Genomic DNA, 21,936 nt, shown 5'->3' with positions numbered 1-21,936 from the left:
GCGCCCGGCCGAGGTACTGACGCTAGGAAGGCAATTCCTCGATGAGGTCCTCGAGGAACCCCCCGGCCTCCCGTCCTGCCGCTTCGACATCCTGTGCGGTGATCGCGTCGATCAGCCCTTCGTGCCGAATATGGCGGGGTTCGTGAGCCGCGCTGGTGGTGGCGACGCTGGCGGTGACGGCTTCGGTGAGCCCGCGGTAGAGCTCGGTCAGCACGGTGTTGCCTGACGCCTGCACCACGGCGAAATGCAACGCGGCGTCGGCCCTCACGAAGGCGGCGTCATCCTCACCGAGCTCCAATTCGTCTCGGCGCTGGAGTAATTGGCGCAGCGCGGCGACGTCCTCATCTGTGCGCGCAGCTGCGGCCAGCCGGGCGCCCTCGACCTCGAGGCACCGGCGCACCTGCAGAACCTCGCGGAGTTCGGATCCGCACAGGTGGCGCAGCGCGCCGGACACTTCACTGGTGGCGCGCACGTAGGTGCCGTCGCCCTGCCGGACCTCGAGGATTCCGGCGTGTGCCAGCGCGCGCACCGCTTCCCGCACCGTGTTGCGACCCACACCCAGCGCCTCGCTCAGCGTGGACTCGTTGGGGATGCGCGTGTCGACGGGCCATTCGCCGGACACCACGGACTCTCGCAGCTGGCCTATCACCTGCTCGACCAGCCCGGTGCGGCGCGTTGTTGCCAAGGGCACAGTATCTCGATTCATCCAATCATGGGATGTATGGCAGACTAGCGCAGTGAGTCGTGACGCGCCCGGGTTATGCCCGGAACTGGACGAGCGCGGAGCCTCGATCACCGACGCCGAGCTACATCCGGCCGCCCGGGCAGCGGGTGGTGGCCTGCTGATCGCCGCGGTGGTGCTCACGGCGCTGAACCTGCGACCGGCACTCACCAGCGTGGGGCCGCTCCTCGGCGCGATGCGCGAATCGCTGGGTGCCTCGGCCACGTGGGCCGGCGCGCTGACCACACTGCCCGGTTTATGTTTTGCCGCCGCGGGAGTGACCGCGCCATGGCTGGCTCGCCGGATCGGTCTGCAGCACGCCATCAGCGCCGGATTGGTGACGTTGGTCGTCGGGTTGTTGTTGCGCGTGCTCGACGGTCCTTTCGTCGTCATTGGCGGCACGGTGGTGGCCACCGGTGGCATCGCCCTGATCAACGTGTTGATCCCGGTGGTCATCAAGGGATCGTTCCCCGCTCAGATCGGGGTGATGACCGGCATCTACACCGCCGCGCTTCAAGGCGGCGGCGCGTTGGGGTCGGCGCTGACCCCGCCGATGGAATCGGCGTTCGGCAGTTGGCGTGGTGCGCTCGGCGCGTGGGCCGTCCTCGCGCTGCTGGCCCTCGTCGCGTGGCTCGTTGGTGCCAGGCGAGTGAGCGCGGCCGACATGCCTGCCCGCCCCACCGGTGGGTCACTGCTGCGAAATCGCCTGGCGTGGACGGTGACTCTGTTCTTCGGCTTCCAGTCCACGCTCGCCTACATCATGTTGGGTTGGCTGCCCGAGGTGTTCATCGACAGCGGTGTGAGCAAGACGACCGCTGGAATGCTTGTCGGATTGATTTCGCTGATCGCCGTGCCGATCAGCATTTTCCTCGCGCCGTTGGCGGCCCGATCGGGTAGTCAGAGTGGCTGGATCGTTGGTCTGGGCATCATTGGCCTTGCCGGGGTGATTGGCCTGCTGGTCGATCCGGCGGCCGCGCCCCTGCTGTGGAGTGTGCTGGTCGGCGTGGGGCTGAGTGTCTTCTCGTTGGCGCTCACCGTGATTGCGCTACGCGCCCGCACCACCGAGGACACCGCACAGTTGTCGGGGATGGCACAGGGCTTCGGCTATCTGCTGGCGGGCATCGGACCATTCGTCTTCGGCGTACTTCACGATGTGAGCCACGGCTGGACCGTGCCGTGGATCTTCGTGTTGGTGATCTATGCGCTGCAGATGACGATGGGCGCACTCGCAGGCCGCAACCGCTACGTCTGATCGTCAGCCATGGATATCAACCACGCACTTACCCAACGTCTTTCGCGTTGCCACCCGCATCAGCGCCTCAGGGATCGCATCGAAGGGCACCCTCTCGATGACCGTCTCGCGTAGCGCGCCGCTGGCCAGCATCGCGGTGAGACTCTGCAAGATGCCCTCGATGTGGTCCTGCGAATAGCCGGCGGCGAGGACACCGACAAGTGAGGTGTTGGTGAGCGTCATCATTTGGACGTCGACAGTTGGCCAACTGCCGCTGGCGAATCCAATCGCCAGGTGTCTCCCGTTACGCGCGAGTGCGCCCATCGCGGCGGTGCCCTGCGCGCCGCCGACCGGGTCGAAGATCATGTCGACGCCCTGCCCATCGGTGAGCTCACGGAGGGCCTGCGCGAGCGGTCGTCCGTCGGCGACCGTGTCGTTCCTGCTCACCAGCACGTGGTCGGCACCGTAACCCCGGCAGAACTCGGCGCGGGATTCGTCGCCCGCGATCGCATATACCTCGGCGCCGAGCGCCTTTCCCAGTTGGACTGCCGCGATTCCAGTGCCGCCCGCGGCGCCGAGGACGACGAGCCGTTGGCCCGCCTGAAGTCCGCCGCGGTCGACCAAACCCATCCACGCGGTCATGTTCGGAATCCAAAAGCCCGCGGCGGCGAGGACATCCATGGAATCGGGGACGGGTTGCACCGTCGCCGCCGAGGCGAGGGCCTCAGTGGCAAAAGAGCCGTTTCCGCTCATGAAGTCGCTGACACCCATCACCCGTGTGCCGATCGCGATGCCGACGTCGGCGCCGACCGCGGTGACCGTTCCCGCCAGTTCCTGACCGGGCGTGAACGATCCGGGGGGCGTGAGCGGATAGGTACCGCGGCACATCAGGACGTCCGGCAATCCGACTCCGGCGGCGGACACCTCGATCTTCACCTGGCCTGGCCCTGGATCGGGGAGTTGCCGCTGCACCACCCGCATGACCTCTGCGGGCTCGCCCACGCCCTGCACCTGCCACGCCTTCATCGCTGATCCTTATCGGTGTCCCGTGCTTGCCCGCATAGATAACACCATGATTACACTGTGATTTAAAGACCGGAGTCGATCCACCTTCGGTCACCGGCACGACTTCATCGAGGGGTGGGCCATGGCGTGGGACTTCGAGACCGATCCGGAGTTCGCCGAAAAGCTGGCATGGATGCGCGGTTTCATCGATGACGAGGTGATCCCCCTCGAACCCGTTATGTCGGAGCTGCCCGCCGAAGAATGGACAGCGGTCAAGCGGCACTTGCAGGACAAGGTGAAGGCGCAGGGACTCTGGGGCATGTTCTTGGATCCCGCCCTGGGCGGCGAAGGCGCAGGACAGCTCAAACTCGCGTTCATGTCGGAGATCATCGGCCGCTGCATGGTTTCGATGGAACTGTTCGGTGTGCAGGCACCCGACAGCGGCAACATGGAGTTGTTGGCCCACGGCGCTGACGATGCCCAAAAACAACGCTGGCTCTACCCGAATCTGCGTGGGGAGATATCCAGCGCGTTCGCCTTGACCGAACCGTTCTTGGCGGGAGCCGATCCAACGGTCATCGCCACCACCGCGGTCCTCGACGGTGACGCGTGGGTGATCAACGGGCACAAGTGGTTCACCACCAACGCGTCCTGCGCCGACATCATCCTGGTGGTCGCAGAAACCGACCCAGCGGGCCGGCCGCACCGGCACGCGTCGATCTTCGTCGTGCCAGCCGGCACGCCCGGTATGGAGATCGCGCGCGAGATCCCCACCATGGCCCATCCCGATCCCGAGTACGGGCGTCGGGGCAACCACGCAGAGGTGGTGTTCACCGATTGTCGGGTGCCCGCCGACCATCTGATCGGCGCTCGTGGCGAAGGTTTCCGACTGGCGCAGCAGCGCCTCGGCGGCGGGCGTATCCATCACGCCATGCGGTGGCTGGGCCAGGCGCAACGCGCCCTCGACATCATGGGGGAGCGGGCCGTCTCGCGGCAATCACACGGTCGGCTGCTCGGCGAGCACCAAATGGTTCAGGACTATGTCGCCCTGTCGCACACGGAGATTCAGGCGGCCCGGCTGCTGACGTTTCACACCGCGTGGAAAATGGACCGGCACGGAGCGGGTGCGGTTCGTGCCGAACTCGGCATGGTCAAGGCCCACGTGTCCAAGGTCGTGCTCGCGGTGCTCGACCGCGCCATCCAGGTCTGCGGGGCACTCGGCTATTCCGGTGATCTGCCCATCGAGCAGTGGTACCGAATCACCCGGTTCGGGTCGATCGGCGATGGCCCCGATGAACTGCACAAGTCGGTGCTGGCACGTCACGTGCTGAAGCAATACCGACCTGTCGAAGGGTGGCCGACGGAACATCTGCCCTCTCGCCGACCCGCCGCGCAGCGCAAGTGGGAGCAACTGAAGCTGGAAGCCGGAGTGGCATGAGCCATGGCTAGCGAAATCGACCTGAGCGCGGAGCAGGTTGTGCTTGCCGCGGTTGAGATTCTGCGCGAAGGTGGACTCGATTCGGTCAGCATGCGCAGCGTCGCCAATCGTCTCGGCGTGACACCGCCCCCGGTATACGCCCGTGTCGGCAACAAGGACGCGCTGCTGGACGCCGTCGCCGACCATTTCCTCGCCGATGTCGCGCCCGCCGTTGAGCGCGGCGAAAAATGGCCCGATTATGCGCGGCGATGGACACAGCAGATGCGGCAACGCCTCACCGAGGCCGCCGACAGCAGACTCTTCGTCCAAGTCAGGAGACCGGCGTATCTGGAGGCGTCGCGGCCGCTGCTGAAGTGCATGAGCCGCGACGGCATGTCCAAGGACAGCGCCGTCCGTGCCTGCCGACTGCTGACGTGGGCGACGGTCGGCTTCGTCGCCATGGATCGCCCCACGGCACCCTCATCGTCTCGACGCCGCGGCCAACCCGCGGGCAGCGACCCGGCAGGCGTCACGTCGGAGGAAGTCGACGAATTGTTCACGGCCCACATCGACTACCTGATCGACGGCATCCGGCGTGACGAAGCTGCTCGCGGGGACTCAGGCGAACCATGACCGCACAATTTCTGGATTTCGATATCCTTCAGTTCGCCGCATGGCTGGGCGAGGCCACCGGCGAGTACGCCGACATCTCCGTGACGTCGATTCGCGGCGGCGGCAGCTGTGAGATGTTCCGCGTCGATCGACCCGGCGAATCATTGGTGGTGCGCCGCGCGCCGAAAGCTGCGGTGTCTGCCACCGCCCATCAAGTCATCCGTGAGGCTCGCATCATGGAAGCGCTTTCGGAGCAAGGAATTCCGGTACCTCGCATATTGGCGCGCAGCGAGAATTCCGACGTTCTCGGGGCGCCGTTCTTCGTCATGTCCTTCGTGGACGGCGACGTGATTCGGCGCAACGGTTTACCGGCGGGGCTGCACGACAACCCGGACTCGCACGGTTCGATTGGTGAACAACTCATCGACACGCTTGCCGATCTGCACGCGGTGGATTGGGCCAACACCGTATTGTCCGAAATGTCGCATCCAGAGGGATTTTTGGACCGCCAGGTCGGTCGCTGGATGACCCAATTGGACAGCTATCGGGTCCGCGAACTGGACGGCATCGACGACCTTGCGCAATGGCTCCAGACCAACACCCCCGATCGGGCCGACCTCACGGTCATGCATGGTGACTACAAAGTCGACAACGTCATCTGGGCGCCCGCACCCCCGCCACGGATCGCCTGCATCGTCGACTTCGAGATGACCACCGTCGGCGACCCTCTCATCGACCTGGCCTGGGCGATGATCTTCTGGCCCGAAGACGGCAACCCCATCGCCCTGGCAGCTCCCGGTTCTCCCAACGGCATCCACCCCGCACACTGCCAGGCGCCGGCCCAATTGGTGGATCGCTATGCCGCGACGACGGGGCGCGATCTGTCGCGGTTCGACTGGTACCAGGTGTTCAGCGCCTGGAAGCTCGCCATCGTTCTGGAAGGCTCCTATGCCACGCACGTTCGCGGTGAGTCCCGCAATCCAGTTCATGAGGTCTTCGGTCCACTCGTGAAGCAACTTCTCATCCGCGCCAGGAGGTTCGCCCGATGAACGATTCCCTCTTCGACCTCACCGATCGGGTGGTGCTTGTCACCGGGGGAAGTCGCGGCCTCGGCGCCGCCATGAGCGTGGGACTGGCTCAACGAGGTGCCCGGGTTGTCATCGCCAGTCGCAAACTTGCGTCGTGCGAAGAGCTCGCCGCCCGAATCGCCGACAGTGGCGGTTGTGCTCACGCGTTGAGCTGCCATGTCGGCCAATGGGATTCACTGGGCGCTGTCGTCGATGCCGCTGCCGCCCGATGGGGCCGACTTGATGGTCTGGTCAACAATGCCGGGATGAGCCCGTTGGCACCGTCGTTGCTCGATACCTCGGAGACGTTGTTCGACAAGGTGATCGGCGTCAACCTGAAAGGACCGACGCGTCTCACGGCCCTCGCCGCCACGGCGATGGCCGCTACTGGTGGCGGTTCGATCATCAACATCAGCTCGCTGGCCTCGGTGCGGCCCACGCCACTGACGACGGTGTACGCCGCGGCGAAGGCCGGGTTGAACGCATTGACCTCAGCGACGGCCCGCGAGTATGCGTCGGTCGGCGTCCGGGTCAACGGAATCATCTGCGGCACGTTCGACACCGACGCAGCGTCAGGTCTGGTGCAGAACCCCGAGATCCTGCGTGGCATCGCGATGGGTCGCGTCGGTCGCCCCGATGAGATCGTCGGCGCCGTCGTGTATCTGCTCTCCGACGCGTCGAGTTACACCACCGGATCACTCATGACCATCGACGGCGGCGTCGCGGGATGACGTCCGTGCGATCGATGTCAGCGGAGCTTGCGTAGCAGCGCTGCGGCGCGGACTTCGTCACCCACGGCGATGGCGATGTTCACGTCGTCATCGCGGCGGGCCCACCGCAGAGTGACGTCTTCGCCGTACTGAATCGGTCGGCGGTATTCCACGACAGCGCGATACGGCGGCCGGCACACGTCGGGCACGTCGGCCATGACTTCGTGGATGGCATGCCAGTATGCGGTGTTGGTGACGTGTTCGAACACGTCGATGTCGGTGCGACGCAATGCGAATGGCGCAACGACGTCGAAATCGTCCGGGTTGGCCAGCCACGGTCGCCACTTGAGGCGGTGCTCCTCGGTGGTGCTGGCGAACTTCTCGATGAGACTGTCGGAGACCCGCTGCGGTGTCAGGGTCCGTTCGTTGATCGCGATCCAAAAACCCTCGGTTTCGATGCGGCCGCCGTCGTTGCCGACCAGGTCGACGCGCATGGTGCACCATCGCGTCGACAGCGCCGAGCACCACCGGCTGAACGACACCTCATTCGGCCACTCGATCGGTTCGATGACGTCGATCACCGTGCGTTGGACCAGCCAGTGCGGATGCTCCTCGGCTTCACCGGCATCGAGCAGATTCTCGGCGCCGACCTCCTGGATGTACCGGGCCACCCCGTCAAGGCGCAACTGCAGCTGACCGCCGATATCACCGGTCGGGACGGGCCACGAGGTCTGGTAGATATAGCCTGCCGACGGCTTCGGGGCCAGCCGCCGGTCGACATCGCTGTTCGGCATCGCTTACTCAGCCCGCTGCCTGCAGCGTGACCTCCGAGATTTCCGTCCGGCTGCGGCCGTCGGTCGTGCCCAGATTGGAGATCCACACCAGCACATTGGATGTCTTGGCTGAGTCGTGCACCTCGATGCGGTTCTGCCCCGGCTGCAATGCGGCGGTGGGGGCCAGTTCGGTGGTGTCAGACAACGCGGCGGGCCTCTCGGTCGGCGATGAGCGGATCTGCACTTCCGTTCCCGTGCTGGAGATGTCGATGGTGACTGCGCTCAGTGCCGTCGGCTCGGACAGGTGCAGCATCAAACCCTGGCCCTCGATGAAGGTCGGAAACGGGACGGCGTCGCGATAGGTGACGGTGGACCACGCGGTGTCCGGGTCGCCGTCGATCGCCTTGCCGGCATCCTGCGGATTGTCCGGTGTGCCGCCGGGAGAGAAGACGGTCGCGCTCGCGGGCTTGACGATCGGTCCGGGGCCGGTCGAGACACCGAGTGCTCCGGTGAAGTACAGCACCCCGCCGGCCACCACTGCGATCACGGCGAGAAGTGCGGCGATCGGGACCCATTTGCGTTTGCGAGCCTTCGTCGGAGCGTCGGCGCGTGGCAGTTTGGCCGGGGTCTTGGGCCGCCGCCGCGGTGGTTTCACGCCGGCCGAGATGTTGACGATCGTGTCCGCGTCCAGACCCTCGCCGTCCCAGGTCCCGCTGACCTCGACCTCATCTCCGTCGGCAAGTTGATCCTTGACGAGCTGAGTTTGGATCTCGACGGGGACGGGCGCGTCCCGGCCGGCAATGGCTTCAAACGGCACCAGATGAAATGACAGGAGCCCGATGGCATCTCGATCGCCCATTGCGCGGCGCTGTACGCCCCGTGCCGTCCCATGAATGACGAGGCGCTCCAAACGCTGCGTGACTGGCCGCTCGTCTGCGCCGAGATCGGCTGCCTGCGGGCGTGGACTCTGCTGTGTGAGGGCTCGGGCGAAGTCCATGCATGTCGGGTAGCGCTCGGTTGGATCTTTGGCGAGCGCCCTTGTCAGCACGGCGTCGAGGTGCGCGAGATCGGGTCGCCGGTCCGATATCCGCGGCGGCAGGGTCCCCAGATGGTGGCTGATGATGACGGCGGGGTTCGAGTCTTCGAACACCGGTGAGCCGGTCAGCAGGTGAAAGGTCGTGGCAGCCAACGCGTATTGATCCGCCCGACCGTCGATCGCCCTGCCCAGCAGCTGCTCGGGGGCCACGTAGTTGATGGTGCCCAACGCGATGTTGGTGTTGGTGAGATTGCTGGCGTCATCGATCCTGCGGGCGATCCCGAAGTCGGTCAACAACACCCGGCGCCGGTGGCCATCGGAGGCGGTGACGAGGATGTTCTCGGGCTTGACGTCACGATGGAGCAGCTGGCGCTCGTGACCGAAGTCGAGCGCATCGGCCACCGCCGTCACGATCTCCCACACGTCGTGTTCCGGCATGCCGCGGGGGTAGGTCTCACGAATCAATCGGCCCGCGTCGGTGCCGTCCACATAGTCCATCGAGATCCACAGACGACCGTTGAACTCACCACGGTCGAGGACGCCGACGATGTGGGGGTGCCACAGCGTCGCCGCCAATTCGGCCTCGCGGTTGAATCGGGCCCGGAACTCGTCATCGGCCGTCGAGTCCAGCGACAGCACCTTCAACGCGTCCTGACGAGGCAGGCGCGGATGCTGGGCGAGGTAGACCTCTCCCGAGCCACCGGTGCCCAGCAACCGCTGGATCACGTAGCCGGCGAAGACCTCGCCGTTCTCGAACGGCATCCCCGAAGACTACAAACCCGCACGCCTGGGCGACGAACTATGCCGGTGACGAGCGTTTTCGGACCGACCGAGATGACCAATCAGGGCATTTCGCGCAGAGCAGTGACGACGCTTGCCAGATGTGCTGCGGATCCGCAGACCGCACCGCCCGCTGCGCGCGTGGTGCGAGGACGGCAGCGGTCGGTACTGCCGCCTGCACTTCCTACAGTCGAGATTGAACTCAGGGTCGTCACGCCAGTCACAGCCATGGGTGCACTCTCGACCATAGGACTGCAGACAGGACCTCGATCCCCGTCCGCGCGGCGCGGAAAGCACGTCGGACACGCGCTAGTGACGGCACAGTTCGCCCGCCCGGTGAACACTTTCTCGATAGTGTCGCCTGCGTGGACTTCGAGCTCGACGACGAGCAGCGAGCCTGGGTGGACGAGGTGCGGCAGTTCCTCGACGAGAACGTCACCGCGGCGCTACGGGCGGAGATGGCCGAGCATGGACTCGAACACCAGGGCGGCGAGCTGACAGCGTTCCGCCGCAAGATCGGCGAGAAGGGCTGGTTCGGCCTGAACTGGCCGAAGGAGTACGGCGGGCTCGGCCTTACCGCCATGCACCAGCACCTGCTGATGAGCGAGTTCGAGTATGTCGGCGTGCCCGGGCCCGATCTCACGGTGACATCGGTGGCGCCGATGATCATGCGGCACGGCACCGAGCAGAACAAGACGGAGTTCCTGCCCGGCGTCGCCAGAGGCGAGATCATCTTCGCGCTCGGCTACTCCGAGCCCAACGCCGGCACCGACCTGGCCAGCCTGCGCACGCGCGCGGTGCGCGACGGCGATGAATGGGTGATCAACGGCTCGAAGATCTGGAACAGCGGCGCCCAGCGGTCCACCCACGAGTGGTTGTGCGTGCGCACCGACCCGGACGCGCCGAGACATCGCGGCATCTCGGTGATCGTGGTACCCATCGACAGCCCGGGCATCGACATCCACCCGCTGTACGCGTGGTCGGGCTATCGCACCAACGAGACGTTCTTCCGCGACGTGCGCGTGCCGGCCACCAACCTGGTCGGCGAGCTCAACATGGGGTGGACCTACATCACCGGTGCGCTGGACCTGGAGCGCGGCGCGTTGATCAACGTGGGCGACCTACGTCGTGCGCTCGACGAGCTGACCGCGCTCGCCGGTGACCCGGATCCAGCGTTTCGGCGGCGGCTCGCCCAGGCCGAGGCCGACGTCGAGGTCGCCAGATTGATGGGTCTGGAAGCCGCCTCGATGCTCGACAGCGGCCGTATCCCCTCCGTGGAGGTCAGCGTCGAGAAGATCTTCACCAGTGAGCTCCGGCAGCGGATCGCCGACCTCGCGCTCGACCTGCTGGGTCCCGAGGGTCTGCGGGCGCACCGCAGCGCCGGTGCACCGCTCGACGGATTCTTCGAGCGCCTCTACCGGGTGTCGCCTCTCATGCGGTTCGGCGGTGGCACCAACGAAGTCCTTCGTGACGTGATCGCCCAGCGCGGTCACAAGATGCCGTCGTACGGGAGGTGACGGTATGCGGGTGATTCCTTCGCAGGACGAACGCGACCTGGCCGCAATGTGCCGCAGCGTGCTGGCGGCCGACCTAAAGCCGGACGCGCAGTGGAAAGCGCTCGCATCGGCGGGCATCCTCGGCTTGGTGGTCGACGCCGGCCTCAACGACATCGGTGTTTTTTGCGTCGAGGCGGGACGGGCGCTGTGCCCCAGAGTGGTTCAGAGCACGCTGTACGCGGCGCTCGCCGTCGACTGGCTTGGCGTCGGTTCGGCATGGTTGCCGCGTCTGTCGTCCGGCGAGGCGCGCGGAACGTACGCGTTGTTCAACCCGCGTGACGCCGCCGACGTGACCCCGCAATTGCGGGTGCGCCGTGACGGTGACACCTGCCGGGTCAGCGGTGACGTGCACTACGTCGCCGACGCCGACCTGGCCGATGTGATCGTCGCGAGCACAGACGCGGGCGTCGTGGCCGTCGACACCACCGCCAACGGGGTTGATGTCGAGCCCTTGCCGATCATGGGCGGCTTCGGGGTATTCACGGTTCGGTTCGACGACGTCATGATCGACGAGCCGACGCCGGTCGACGAGGATCAGCTGCGACGGACAGCGAATGCCCTTGTGGCGCTGGATTGTCTGGATCTCGTCGGTGTCGGCGAGGCGGTGATCGACCGCACCGTGGACTATACGAAGATGCGTGAGCAGTTCGGCAGGCCGATCGCGTCGTTCCAGGCGGCGCAGCATATGGTCGCCGACATGCACATCGCGCTGGCCGCGGCGCGTCTCGCGGCGCAGTCGGCGGCGTTCTGGGTCGGGCGCGGCAAGGTCGCGACCCGCGAGACGGCGATCGCCCGGATACGCGCCGCCGAGGTGAAGAAGGTCACCCTCGACGCGCATCAACTCCACGGCGGTATGGGTTACGTCGTCGACACCGGCCTGCACCTGTTCTCCGAGCGCGCGCGGGTGCTCTCGACACTCGGCGGTGGGGCGGACATCGCCGCGAAATGGCTTGACGGCACGAGAGGTTCACGATGAGCGCGGAAAGCCTTGTCGACCCGGAATCGGCCGCCAGGGTCGGAACCGTGGTAGCCGTCGCCACCGGCGAGGTGTATCGGCGGGACTGGCAGCGCTGGGCCGCCGCCGTCGGCGATCACAATCCGCTGTGGTTCGACGCGGACTACGCGCGCAGTCATGGCTTTCGCGAGGTCATCTGTCCGCCGCTGTATCTGCAGTACGCGATCCTCGGGGTCGCCGCGCTCGACGAGTTGCGGCCCGACGGCTCCTCGGGCGCGGTGACGGGCAGCATGGCTTTCCCGAAAGCGCCTCGACGAATGGCCGGTGGTGAGAGCACCGCATTCCACCTGCCCGCCTACCACGGCGATGAGGTCGAGATGACCCGCATGGTCGAGTCGATCATCGAGAAGGAAGGCAGGTCAGGAAGATTCGTTTTGGTGACCTGGCGTGCCGAATACCGCAACCAGCATCGTGACCTTCTCGCCGAAGCGACCACGTCGATGATCGCGCGGCCCGCGTGAGCCCGTTGTACGAGGACGTCGACAGCGGTGACGTGATCCCAGCGCTGTCGGTGACGGTCGACGAGACGCAGATGTTCTTCTTCAGCGCCGCCACGTACAACGGCCACCGCATCCACTACGACAAGGACTGGGCCCGCGACACCGAGGGCTACGACACCGTGCTCGTCCAGGGTCCACTGCAGGCGGCGCTGCTTTCACGAGCGCTGACCGACTGGATCGGCGGCGCAGGCCGGCTGGTGGCGTTCTCCGTCCAGAACCGGGCGATCGCGTATCCCGGGCAGCAGTTGACGTTCGGCGGTGTGGTCACCGGCAAACGGGAGGCCGGCCTCGTCGACCTCGATATCTACTGCAAGCGCGGTGACGAGGTGCTGATGCCGGGTACCGCGACCGTCGCGCTGCCGTCAAAGGTCGCGCCATGACGGGCCTGCGCGGCGAGGCGGCGATCATCGGCATCGCGGAACTGCCCGCGGAGAAGCGCCAGAGCGCCCCGCCGTCGTTCACGCTGGATCAGTACGCGCGGCTCGCCAAGATGGTCATCGACGACGCGGGCGTGGATACCGCCCTGGTGAACGGCCTCTCGACGCACGGAATCGCGGAGTCGGACATGTTCGCCCCGGCCACGCTGTCCGAGTACCTGGGTCTGCCGCTGAACTTCGGAGACCGCGTGGACCTCGGCGGGGCTACCGCGGCTGGCATGGTGTGGCGCGCCGCCGCCGCTGTCGAGTTGGGTCTGTGCGATGCCGTGCTCGCCGTCGTCCCGGGATCGGCCGAAGTGCCACGCTCGGAGTCCAAGCCCGGGCGCACACTCAGCTGGTACGGCGCATCGAGCAACAACTACGGCTCACCGCAGGCCGAGTTCGAGATCCCCTACGGCAACGTCGGCCAGAACGGCCCCTTCGCGCAGATCGCCCAGCGGTATGCGCACGAATATGGTTACGACGCCGCGGCATTGGCCCGGATCGCCGTCGACCAGCGGACCAACGCGTGCGCCCATCCCGGCGCGGTGTTCCATGGCACGCCGATCACCGTCGAGGACGTGCTGAACAGCCCGGTGATCGCCGATCCGATACACATGCTCGAGACCGTGATGCGCGTGCAGGGCGGCTCGGGTGTGTTGATCGCCAATGCCGACGTGGCACGACGGGGCCGCCACCGCCCGGTGTGGCTCAAGGGCTTCGGGGAGCACATCCGCTTCAAGACAGCGACCTACGCCGATGACCTGATGCGCACGCCGATTGCCCGGTCCGCCGACCGGGCGTTCGCGATGGCGGGGCTGCAGCGGTCCGACATCGACGTGGCGTCGGTCTACGACTGCTACACGATCACCGTGCTGATGACGCTCGAGGACGCCGGCTTCTGCGGTAAGGGCGAGGGCATGAAATGGCTGACGGACCACGACCTGACCTTCCGCGGCGACTTCCCGCTCAACACCGCGGGCGGGCAGTTGTCCTACGGGCAGCCCGGGATGGCGGGTGGAATGCACCACATCGTCGACGGCGCCAGGCAGGTGATGGGCCGTTCAGCCGATGCCCAGGTTGCCGACTGCAACACGGCGTTCGTCAGCGGCACCGGCGGCATCATGAGCGAGCAGGTCGCCCTGATCCTTGGCGGCGATTGACATGACCGCACCTTTGCCCGAACCGACACCGGTGTCGCAGCCCTACTGGGATGCGTTGCGTGAGCACAGGATTCTGATCCAGTACTCGCCGTCCGCGGACCGGTACGTGTTCTACCCGCGCACGCTCGCACCGGGAACCCTGGCCGACGACCTCGAATGGCGCGAGATCGACGGCGCGGGAACGGTGTACACCTACACCGTCGCCCGCCGCCCGACCGGACCGCCGTGGGCCGAGAAGCTGCCACAGCTCTTGGCCGTGGTCGAATGGGATGCCGGTCCGAGGGTGAGCACCGAACTGGTGGCCGTCGAACCCGAGGCCATCCGAATCGGCATGCGCGTCGTCCCGGTGTTCTGTGACGAGGACGGTGTGACGCTCCTTCGGTACCGGCCGGCCGATGATTGAGACGGTGCAGCAGCTGCTGCGCACGCGCTTGGCTGATGACGGCGTCGCGATGTTGCACGGCGACCGCGCGTGGACGTGGCGTGAGCATCTGGCCGAGGCGTCGGCGGAGGCCGCGGCCCTGATCGAATCGGCGCCGCCGGACGAACCGTTGCACGTCGGCGCGCTGCTGGGTAATTCGCCAGCAATGCTGCGGTCGATGGCCGCGGCGGCGCTCGGCGGCTATGTGCTGTGCGGTATCAACACCACGCGACGTGGTGAGGGGCTGGCGACCGACATCCGGCGCGCCGACTGCCGAATGGTGCTCGTCGACACCGATCACCTCCCGCTGCTCGACGGACTGGACCTCGGCCCCGCGACGGTGGTGGACGTCGACAGCGCCGAATACCTGGCCGCGGTACAGACCGCGAAACCCCTTGTCCCGCATCGTGAGGTCACCGGCCAAGACACCGCGATTATGATCTTCACCTCCGGAACCAGCGGCGACCCCAAGGCGGTGCGGTTTGCGCACGCGATGGCGGTGCTGTGCGGAGCGAGCCTGGTGGACCGCTTCGAGCTGACAGCCGACGATGTGGCGTACCTGTCGATGCCGCTGTTTCATTCGAATGGGGTAGCCGCGGGGTGGGCCGTCGCGATCGCGTGCGGGGCGACGATGGTGCCCGCGAGGTTCTCGCCGTCGCGGTTCCTGCCCGACATTCGGCGGTACAACGCCACCTACATGAACTACGTCGGCAAGCCGCTCGCACTGGTACTGGCGACGCCGGAGCACCCCGACGATGCCGACAACACACTGCGGGCCGCGTTCGGCAACGAAGCGACGGAACGCGATATCGAGTTGTTCGGCAAACGCTTCGGCTGCCGGGTGGTGGACAGCTTCGGGTCGAGTGAGTTCGCGGTCGTGGTGATGCGCGAGGACGGATGCCCGCCGGGATCGATCGGCAAGGGTTATCCGGGGGTGAGCGTGTATCACGCCGACACCGTGACCGAATGTGCGACAGCGGAATTCGACGAGCACGGTGCGTTGGCCAACTTCGACGACGCCGTGGGGGAGTTGGTGAACACCTACGGATCCGGCGGGTTCACCGGCTACTACAACGACTCGGCGGCCACGGATGAGCGCATGCGGCACGGCATGTACTGGTCGGGCGATCTCGCCTATCGCGACGCCGACGGGTGGATCTTCCTGGCGGGGCGCACCGCGGACTGGATGCGCGTCGACGGGGAGAACCTTGCGGCGGGCCCGATCGAGCGGATTCTGCAGCGGCTGCCGGAGGTCAATCTCGTCGCGGTGTATGCCGTGCCCGACGAGCACGTCGGCGACCAGGTGATGGCGGCCGTCGTGCTCAACGACGAACTCACGCCGAAGCGGTTCGAGGATTTCCTTGCCGCACAGCAGGACCTGTCGCCGAAGGCGTGGCCGCGGTATCTACGAATCAACGATGAGTTGCCGCAGACCGCGACGAACAAGATCCTCAAGCGCACGCTGATCCAGGAGGGTGTCGCCGCGGGTGACGGCCAACTGTGGGAACGCGAGCCGCGCGGCCGCCGCTACTCGGCGATTTCGGTGCGCAAACAGTCGCTGAGCGAACGTTAGCGCACCGAAATCACACGCTCAGTACTCCACCTGCCAGTGCTTGATGCCATTGATGAAGCTCGACCGCAGCCGCTCGGGCGCCGACATTGGTTTCAGGTCGGGGATGTGGTCGGCGATCGCGTTGAACATCAGGTCGATCGTCATCCGTGCGAGGTTCGCGCCGACACAGTAGTGGGCGCCCGTACCGCCGAAGCCCAAGTGCGGATTGGGATCTCGCAGGATGTTGAACGTGTACGGATCGTCGAACACGTCTTCGTCGAAGTTTGCCGATCGGTAGAACAACACCAGCCGCTGGCCCTTCTTGATCGGCACACCCGATAGTTCGGTGTCGGCCAGCGCTGTCCGTTGAAACGCGGTGATGGGTGAGGCCCAGCGGATGATTTCGTCGGCTGCGGTCTTCGGACGCTCACGCTTGAACAGTTCCCACTGGTCGGGGAAATCGGTGAACGCCATCATGCCCTGGGTGATCGAGTTGCGGCTGGTCTCGTTACCCGCCACCGCGAGCGTCACGACGAACATCCCGAACTCGGCCTCGGTGAGCTGACCGTCGGCTTCGGAGTCGATCAGCGTGCTGACGATGTCCTCGCCCGGCTCCTTCTCCCGAAGCTTCGCCAATTCCATGGCGTAGCCGATCAATTCGACGACCGCGCCCAGCGAGTTGTGTTCCTCGAACTCGGGGTCGTCACCGCCGACCATCTGGTTGGACCAGTCGAACAACTTCTCGCGGTCCTCCAGCGGAACACCGAGGAGTCCGGCGATCGCCTGCAACGGGAGTTCACGCGAGACGTCGAGGACGAAGTCGCCGGAGTCGTGCGTGGCCGCTTCGGCGGCTATCTGCTGCGCCCGCTCGTTGAGCTCGGCGCGCAGCCGCTCGACGGCGCGGGGCGTGAATCCGCGGGAGACGATCTTGCGCAGCCGGGCGTGCTCGGGGTCGTCCATCATGAGCATCGACAACTTGGACGCCTTGATCTGTCCTTCGACGTCGACCGAGGGCTTGAAATGCGGGACGACGGTTTTCGCGGCTGCCGAGAACACGTCGCTGCGTAGCGACACCTCGCGGACGTCGCGGTGCTTGCTGACCACCCAGAAGCCACCGTCGCGGTACCCGCCCGCGTCGGGGCCCTGCTCGTTCCACCAGATCGGAGCCGCGCGACGGACCTCGGCGAGCTCCTCTGTCGGCAGGCGCTCGGCGTAGATGTCGGGATCGGTGAAATCGAAGCCGGGTGGCAGGTTGGGTGCGGCCATCGGGGACCTCCTCAGGGTCGGCACCGGCTCAGGTTCGATTCCGGCTCAGGTTCGATTCCGGACGTGGCACGGCACGCCGTTGACGACCTGAGTATTGCTGGGCACGTCGATCAGATGGGCGGGGTTCAGCAGATTCGAGTTGACACCCGGCTGGCCGTTGGCGACCTGCAGCTTGGTGCGGTCGACGCCGTGGCCCCATCCGTGCGGCAGCGACACCACGCCGGGCATCATCTCGTCGGACACCTCGGCAGGCACCGCCACCGAGCCCGCGTCAGTGGACAACTCAGCGAGGTCACCGGTCTGCAGGCCGGCTCGCTGTGCGTCGTCGGGGTGGATCAGCAGCGTGCAGCGGTCCTTGCCCCGCATCAGCGCGGGCACGTTGTGCATCCAGGAGTTGTTGGAGCGCAGGTGTCGACGGCTGGTGAGCAGCAGCTCGTCGTCGGCTCGCAGCAGTCGGGCGCGCAGGCGGGGCACGTCGTCGACGAGTCGTTGGTGCACCAATTCGACGGTGCCGGAGGGTGTGCACACCTCGTCGTCCAGCCGGCCGCCGTCCAGGTCGCCCAGGTGCAGGCCGTTGGGATGTTCACGCACTTCGGCCAACGTCAAACCGTCGGGCCGCCTGCCGAGGTCGTCGCCCCACGGGCCGAGCCGAATCCCCATGTCCACGAGTCGCTCCGGGCCGGACCCGATCAGTGCCGCCGTCGCCTCCTGCGGATCCCGCCCACTCAACGGTGTTCCCGGTGTCGCGCATGCGGTGGCGACCAAGCCGGCCACGTAGAGGTCGTCCATGGCGGCGACGTCCACCTCGGGCATCGGCACCCCGACCATCGCGCCGGCGAGCCGCAGCAGGATCTGCCACTCCGGCGGTTGTTCCGGCGAGGGCGCGAACACCGGCTCGGACCATTTCAGGCATGACGAGACCGCGTAGATCCAGTACAGGTCGTCGGCGTGCGGCCGTTGCAACGGCGAGAGCCCGGGCAGGATGACGTGGGCGTGACGGGTCGTCTCGTTGAGGTAGTTGTCCACCGAGATCATCGCGTCGAGCGTCGCCAGGGCCGCATCGAGTCGGCGCGCTCCCGGCGCCGACACCACCGGATTGCCCGCGACGGTGATCAGCCCGTGCAGCCGACCATCGCCGGGGGTGTCGATCTCCTCGGCGAGACAGCTCACCGGAAACTGGCTGAACACCTCCGGCGCACCGCGCACCCGGCTGTGGAAGCGGCCGAACTGCCAGCCCGGCCCGTCCTGGTCCGGCGGCTTCATGAACATCGGCGACCACACGGCCGGCTTCGGGAACACGGAACCGCCTGCGCGGTCCAGCGAGCCGAGCGCAATGTTGATCACGAACACCAGCCAGGTCGCCAAGGTGCCGAACTCCTGAGTGCATGCGCCGATGCGGCTGTACAGCACCGGGGCTTCGGCGTGCGCGAGATCGTGCGCGAGCTGTCGGATGACCGTCGCGTCGATACCGCACGCGCCGGCGACGGTTTCCGGCGGGAAGTCGGCGGCCATCGCGATCACGTCGTCGAGTCCGGTGACGCGGCCTTCGAGATGGGCGGGTCGGCGCACCCAGTTGTTCTCCTCGAGCGTGCGCAGGATCGCGAACAGCAGCAGCGCGTCGGTGCCGGGCCGGATCGGCACCCATTGCGACGAGCGTTGCGCGGTGAGTGTTCGGCGCGGATCGACGACGGTCACCGTGCCGCCCCGCCGGCGAATCGCGGCGAGGCGACCCATCAGATCGGGCGCCGACAGCATCGAGCCCTGCGACGCAGCAGGATTCGCGCCGAAGATCATCAGGTGGTCGGTCCGATCGACGTCGGGAATCGGCGCGTTCCACATGTGGCCGAACAACAGTGCACTGACGAGGTTCAGCGGCCACTGGTCGACGGTGCCGGGCGAGTAGTACGAGGGCATTCCCGCGGCCTGCGCCATGCCGATGAGTGCGCCGATGTGGGTGCTGAGCCCCAGGTTGTGGGCGACCGGGTTACCCACGTAGACGGTGACGGCTTCGGCGCCGTGGCGCTCGAGCACCGGTCGCAGCACGCGTTCGACTTCGGCGTAGGCGTCGTCCCAGGACACCGGGACATGACCGTTCGGTGTCCGGACCATCGGCTGGCGCAGTCGATCGGGGTCGGTGTGCAGATGGGCCAGCGAGGTGCCCTTCGGGCAGATATGGCCGCGCGACCACACGTCGTCGGGGTTGCCGCGGATATCGGCGACCTCGTCGCCGTCGATGCGCACCTGCAGTCCGCACATCGCCTCGCATAGCGGGCAGGTCACCGCAACGTGCCTGGACACTTGTCCAGTCTAGGGGGTCTCGCGACGTGTGTCCGCGGAATCTGCGAGATGAGGGCCGTTGCCACATCGGCCCGTTTTCGCCACCTTCGGAGCCGGACAAGTGTCCAGATTCAGCCGTGCCGGGATCGCCGCTGTACTACCGTCGGCTCATGGACGACGGCGTGCAGGCTTTCATGCGCGCCAGCGACGAGGCCTTCCCCGCGGTCGAGACGATGACGGCCCAGGAGGTGCGGGCCATCCTGGTCGGCCGTCGTCTGCCCGTCGGCAACCTCGACGACGTCGCAAGCGCCGATGACCGCTTCATTCCCGGTCCGGGCGGTGATCTCAGGGTGCGGATCTACCGCCCGCACGGCGACGGCGACCCTCGCCCCGCGGTGGTGTTCTTCCACGGCGGCGGCTTCGTGCTGTGCGACCTCGACTCGCATGACAGCTTCTGTCGGGCGATGTCCCGCCACACCGAGTCCGTTGTCGTATCCGTCGACTACCGGCTCGCACCGGAACACCGCGCGCCCGCCGCCGCGGAGGACGCCTACGCCGCGTTTCGATGGGTTGCCGAACACGCCGCCGACCTCGACGTGGATGCCGCGAGGCTGATCGTCGCCGGTGACAGCGCGGGCGGCAACCTGGCGGCGGTGGTCTCGTTGATGTGTCGTGAGCGCGGCGCGCCGATGCCTGTCGGCCAGGTGCTGATCTACCCCGTAATCGAGCCGACGTTCGAGACGGCGAGCTACCTGGCGTATGCCACCGGCTACGTGAATACCCGTACCGCGATGAAGTGGTACTGGGAGCAGTACCTCGACGGCGCCGAACCGACAGATCTGGTGGCGCCGGGCCGAGCCGAGTCGCATGACGGCCTTCCGCGGGCCGTGGTTGTGACGGCGGGACTCGATGTCCTGCACGACGAAGGTGCCGAGTACGCGACGCGGCTACGCGACGCGAAAGTACCTGTGGCGCATCGGGATTTCCCAGAGATGTTCCATGGTTTCATGACGATCATGCCGTTTGAAGCTGCAGCGTCGGCGCGAGAACTGCTGTGGGCGGACATCCGCGGGCTCATTCGGGCTCAGGATTGAGCAATGCGATCTCAGTGACGACATGGCAAACGCGCGCTACCATGGGGTCACTGTTGAAGTCAGGGCCAGTCGGGGGCCACTGCATAAGTTGGAAGGTCCCCGAACATGCTCAATTCATCCTTGAAAAAGTTGGTCGTCGCCGCTGTCGGCGGTCTCGCGCTTTCGTTGACCGCAGGAACTCCGATGGCCTCCGCCGACCCGATCGTCGACACCACCTGCAGTTATCCGCAGGTCATGGCCGCACTGAATACCGAGAATCCGGCGCTGGCGCAGAAGTTCAACGCGAACCCGATCGCCGCCGCCATGCTAGGCAATTTCTTGTCCTCCCCGCCAGGGGAACGCGCGCAGCTCGTTGCGGAATATCAGTCCACATCTTGGGGTCAGAAGTACTTTGGGCCCATGGCGTCGATCGCCAATAGCTGTAACAACTACTGATCGCGGGTACGCGGCCGAGCTTGCCTGAATACGGCAGGTGCGGGGACCTCGTCGGGTGGGGCCCCCGCACTTGCTGACAGCAGACTGGCGGGTAGGCCTTGGAGGTTTCTTGGAGCGGGCCGGGATGACTTCTATCTCGGAAGGCTCCACTGCCCGAAATCGGGAGCGAGGACCAAGTCCACATCGACGCTGGTCCCGCCCAGGATGACGCCCTTGTCGGTCGGTGTGACGATGACGTCCTGATACAGCACCGCCGCGGGCTCGCGCTCGCCGTACGACCACGCTCTGGTCTGCCATGCCCACGCGTGGCCGGGAGTGGTCGAGGGTCCGATGACGCCGTCCTGGATCGCCCACGCACACGCATTTGCGTGTCCGTACATGCCGGTGCGATTCACGCCCAGTATCGAGTTGATGCCCCGATACCACTGGACCGCAACGCTGTTCCAGGTGTCGAGGTCGATGTCCTCGTCGACGCTGAAGAAGATCGGCGCCGTATCGGGTCCGCCGGCCGCGGTGTGCAGCCGCATCGCCGTCCGCGCGTCCGCCACGCCACCGTCGTAGCCGCGGGTGTAATCCGATGGCGCATTCGGCCAATTGGGCTTTCCGTACTGATAGCAGCTGACAACCTCGAGGCCTTCGGCGCGCAGCGCGTCCGCATACCCGCGGGTGACGGGCTTGAAGTCGAAGTCCGCGCCCGGCCGCAACTCGGATACGTAGACAAGTGCCCCGTCGAAGCCCGCCGCTTTGATCAAATCCGGCGCAACCTGGCGGTGCGTGAAATCGATCAACTTCGCGGCAGCGGCCGATGCCTTCGGCCCGTGCATTGTCGAGACGGCCGCGCCGAGAGCCAGAAGAGCTGGGGCGGAGATGGCATATTTCAGTACGTCGC

The 21,936-nt window shown here is 66.3% G+C and carries 21 protein-coding genes; 14 read left to right on the top strand and 7 right to left on the bottom strand.

All coding sequences use genetic code 11. The features are described from left to right. Positions 1–22: 22 nt before the first annotated feature. Positions 23–691, bottom strand: coding sequence for a FadR/GntR family transcriptional regulator (locus CSQ99_RS19795; protein ID WP_099040713.1), 669 nt, complete (start codon positions 689–691; stop codon positions 23–25). A 46-nt stretch (positions 692–737) separates the two neighbouring features. Here CSQ99_RS19795 and CSQ99_RS19790 point away from each other — a divergent pair, with 46 nt between their 5' ends. Next, a complete protein-coding gene (locus CSQ99_RS19790) occupies positions 738–1,973 on the top strand; it encodes a CynX/NimT family MFS transporter (protein ID WP_425437840.1) in 1,236 nt (411 codons plus the stop codon). A 3-nt stretch (positions 1,974–1,976) separates the two neighbouring features. Here the strand turns inward: CSQ99_RS19790 and CSQ99_RS19785 are convergent, their stop codons facing one another. Continuing rightward, positions 1,977–2,978 (bottom strand): NADPH:quinone oxidoreductase family protein, encoded by a 1,002-nt coding sequence (locus CSQ99_RS19785; protein ID WP_099040712.1) that lies wholly within the window; start codon positions 2,976–2,978, stop codon positions 1,977–1,979. A 121-nt stretch (positions 2,979–3,099) separates the two neighbouring features. Between CSQ99_RS19785 and CSQ99_RS19780 the strand changes: the two genes are divergently transcribed. From CSQ99_RS19780 to CSQ99_RS19765, 4 genes are read left to right on the top strand one after another with little or no spacing between them, the layout of a single operon-like run. Then, on the top strand, positions 3,100–4,395 hold the full coding sequence (locus CSQ99_RS19780) for an acyl-CoA dehydrogenase family protein (protein WP_099040711.1): 1,296 nt from the start codon (positions 3,100–3,102) through the stop codon (positions 4,393–4,395). Positions 4,396–4,398: 3 nt separating this feature from the next. Continuing rightward, the gene (locus CSQ99_RS19775; protein WP_099040710.1) at positions 4,399–5,007 is read left to right on the top strand and encodes a TetR family transcriptional regulator; all 609 of its coding nucleotides are present in this window, start codon (positions 4,399–4,401) and stop codon (positions 5,005–5,007) included. After that, complete coding sequence (locus CSQ99_RS19770) at positions 5,004–6,035, top strand: phosphotransferase family protein (RefSeq protein WP_099040709.1); 1,032 nt, start codon at positions 5,004–5,006, stop codon at positions 6,033–6,035. Before CSQ99_RS19775 ends, CSQ99_RS19770 begins: the two co-directional genes overlap by 4 nt. Continuing rightward, complete coding sequence (locus CSQ99_RS19765; RefSeq protein WP_099040708.1) at positions 6,032–6,784, top strand: SDR family NAD(P)-dependent oxidoreductase; 753 nt, start codon at positions 6,032–6,034, stop codon at positions 6,782–6,784. Before CSQ99_RS19770 ends, CSQ99_RS19765 begins: the two co-directional genes overlap by 4 nt. A 17-nt stretch (positions 6,785–6,801) precedes the next feature. Here CSQ99_RS19765 and CSQ99_RS19760 read toward each other — a convergent pair whose 3' ends face one another. Then, positions 6,802–7,557 carry an acyl-[acyl-carrier-protein] thioesterase gene (locus tag CSQ99_RS19760; protein WP_099040707.1) on the bottom strand — a complete coding sequence of 252 codons (756 nt, stop codon included), beginning with the start codon at positions 7,555–7,557 and terminating at the stop codon, positions 6,802–6,804. 7 nt (positions 7,558–7,564) lie between these two features. Further along, a complete protein-coding gene (locus CSQ99_RS19755) occupies positions 7,565–9,334 on the bottom strand; it encodes a serine/threonine-protein kinase (RefSeq protein ID WP_099040706.1) in 1,770 nt (589 codons plus the stop codon). Between the two features lie 383 nt (positions 9,335–9,717). On the opposite strand from CSQ99_RS19755, the gene CSQ99_RS19750 reads away from it, so the two are divergent. The 7 genes from CSQ99_RS19750 to fadD1 are packed head-to-tail and all read left to right on the top strand — an operon-like array spanning position 9,718 to position 15,996. Continuing rightward, the gene (locus CSQ99_RS19750) at positions 9,718–10,869 is read left to right on the top strand and encodes an acyl-CoA dehydrogenase family protein (protein WP_099040705.1); all 1,152 of its coding nucleotides are present in this window, start codon (positions 9,718–9,720) and stop codon (positions 10,867–10,869) included. Between the two features lie 4 nt (positions 10,870–10,873). After that, a complete protein-coding gene (locus CSQ99_RS19745) occupies positions 10,874–11,884 on the top strand; it encodes an acyl-CoA dehydrogenase family protein (RefSeq protein WP_099040704.1) in 1,011 nt (336 codons plus the stop codon). Beyond that, positions 11,881–12,384, top strand: coding sequence for a MaoC family dehydratase (locus CSQ99_RS19740; RefSeq protein ID WP_099040703.1), 504 nt, complete (start codon positions 11,881–11,883; stop codon positions 12,382–12,384). Before CSQ99_RS19745 ends, CSQ99_RS19740 begins: the two co-directional genes overlap by 4 nt. Further along, positions 12,381–12,803, top strand: coding sequence for a MaoC family dehydratase (locus CSQ99_RS19735; protein ID WP_099040702.1), 423 nt, complete (start codon positions 12,381–12,383; stop codon positions 12,801–12,803). Before CSQ99_RS19740 ends, CSQ99_RS19735 begins: the two co-directional genes overlap by 4 nt. Continuing rightward, positions 12,800–14,002 (top strand): thiolase family protein, encoded by a 1,203-nt coding sequence (locus CSQ99_RS19730; RefSeq protein ID WP_099040701.1) that lies wholly within the window; start codon positions 12,800–12,802, stop codon positions 14,000–14,002. Before CSQ99_RS19735 ends, CSQ99_RS19730 begins: the two co-directional genes overlap by 4 nt. A gap of 1 nt (position 14,003) precedes the next feature. Further along, positions 14,004–14,405: a Zn-ribbon domain-containing OB-fold protein gene (locus CSQ99_RS19725; protein ID WP_099040700.1), complete on the top strand. Its 402-nt coding sequence runs from the start codon at positions 14,004–14,006 to the stop codon at positions 14,403–14,405. Next, positions 14,398–15,996 (top strand): fatty-acid--CoA ligase FadD1, encoded by a 1,599-nt coding sequence (fadD1, locus tag CSQ99_RS19720; protein ID WP_099040699.1) that lies wholly within the window; start codon positions 14,398–14,400, stop codon positions 15,994–15,996. The genes CSQ99_RS19725 and fadD1 overlap by 8 nt, the downstream gene beginning before the upstream one ends. 18 nt (positions 15,997–16,014) lie before the next feature. On the opposite strand, the gene CSQ99_RS19715 is transcribed toward fadD1, so the two are convergent. Then, positions 16,015–17,265 (bottom strand): cytochrome P450, encoded by a 1,251-nt coding sequence (locus tag CSQ99_RS19715; protein ID WP_425437839.1) that lies wholly within the window; start codon positions 17,263–17,265, stop codon positions 16,015–16,017. A gap of 21 nt (positions 17,266–17,286) precedes the next feature. Next, the gene (locus tag CSQ99_RS19710) at positions 17,287–19,539 is read right to left on the bottom strand and encodes a molybdopterin-dependent oxidoreductase (protein ID WP_281258493.1); all 2,253 of its coding nucleotides are present in this window, start codon (positions 19,537–19,539) and stop codon (positions 17,287–17,289) included. A gap of 149 nt (positions 19,540–19,688) precedes the next feature. Between CSQ99_RS19710 and CSQ99_RS19705 the strand changes: the two genes are divergently transcribed. Continuing rightward, complete coding sequence (locus CSQ99_RS19705) at positions 19,689–20,612, top strand: alpha/beta hydrolase (protein ID WP_099040742.1); 924 nt, start codon at positions 19,689–19,691, stop codon at positions 20,610–20,612. A gap of 105 nt (positions 20,613–20,717) precedes the next feature. Then, a complete protein-coding gene (locus CSQ99_RS19700) occupies positions 20,718–21,047 on the top strand; it encodes a hemophore-related protein (RefSeq protein WP_099040696.1) in 330 nt (109 codons plus the stop codon). Positions 21,048–21,178: 131 nt separating this feature from the next. On the opposite strand, the gene CSQ99_RS19695 is transcribed toward CSQ99_RS19700, so the two are convergent. After that, positions 21,179–21,871 (bottom strand): DUF1906 domain-containing protein, encoded by a 693-nt coding sequence (locus CSQ99_RS19695; RefSeq protein ID WP_425437841.1) that lies wholly within the window; start codon positions 21,869–21,871, stop codon positions 21,179–21,181. Between the last annotated feature and the right edge of the window lie 65 nt (positions 21,872–21,936).

Source organism: Mycobacterium neglectum, assembly GCF_002591975.1.
Classification (GTDB): domain Bacteria; phylum Actinomycetota; class Actinomycetes; order Mycobacteriales; family Mycobacteriaceae; genus Mycobacterium; species Mycobacterium neglectum.
Note: the sequence above shows the minus strand (reverse complement) of the source record. Positions and strands in the feature narration are given on the sequence as shown.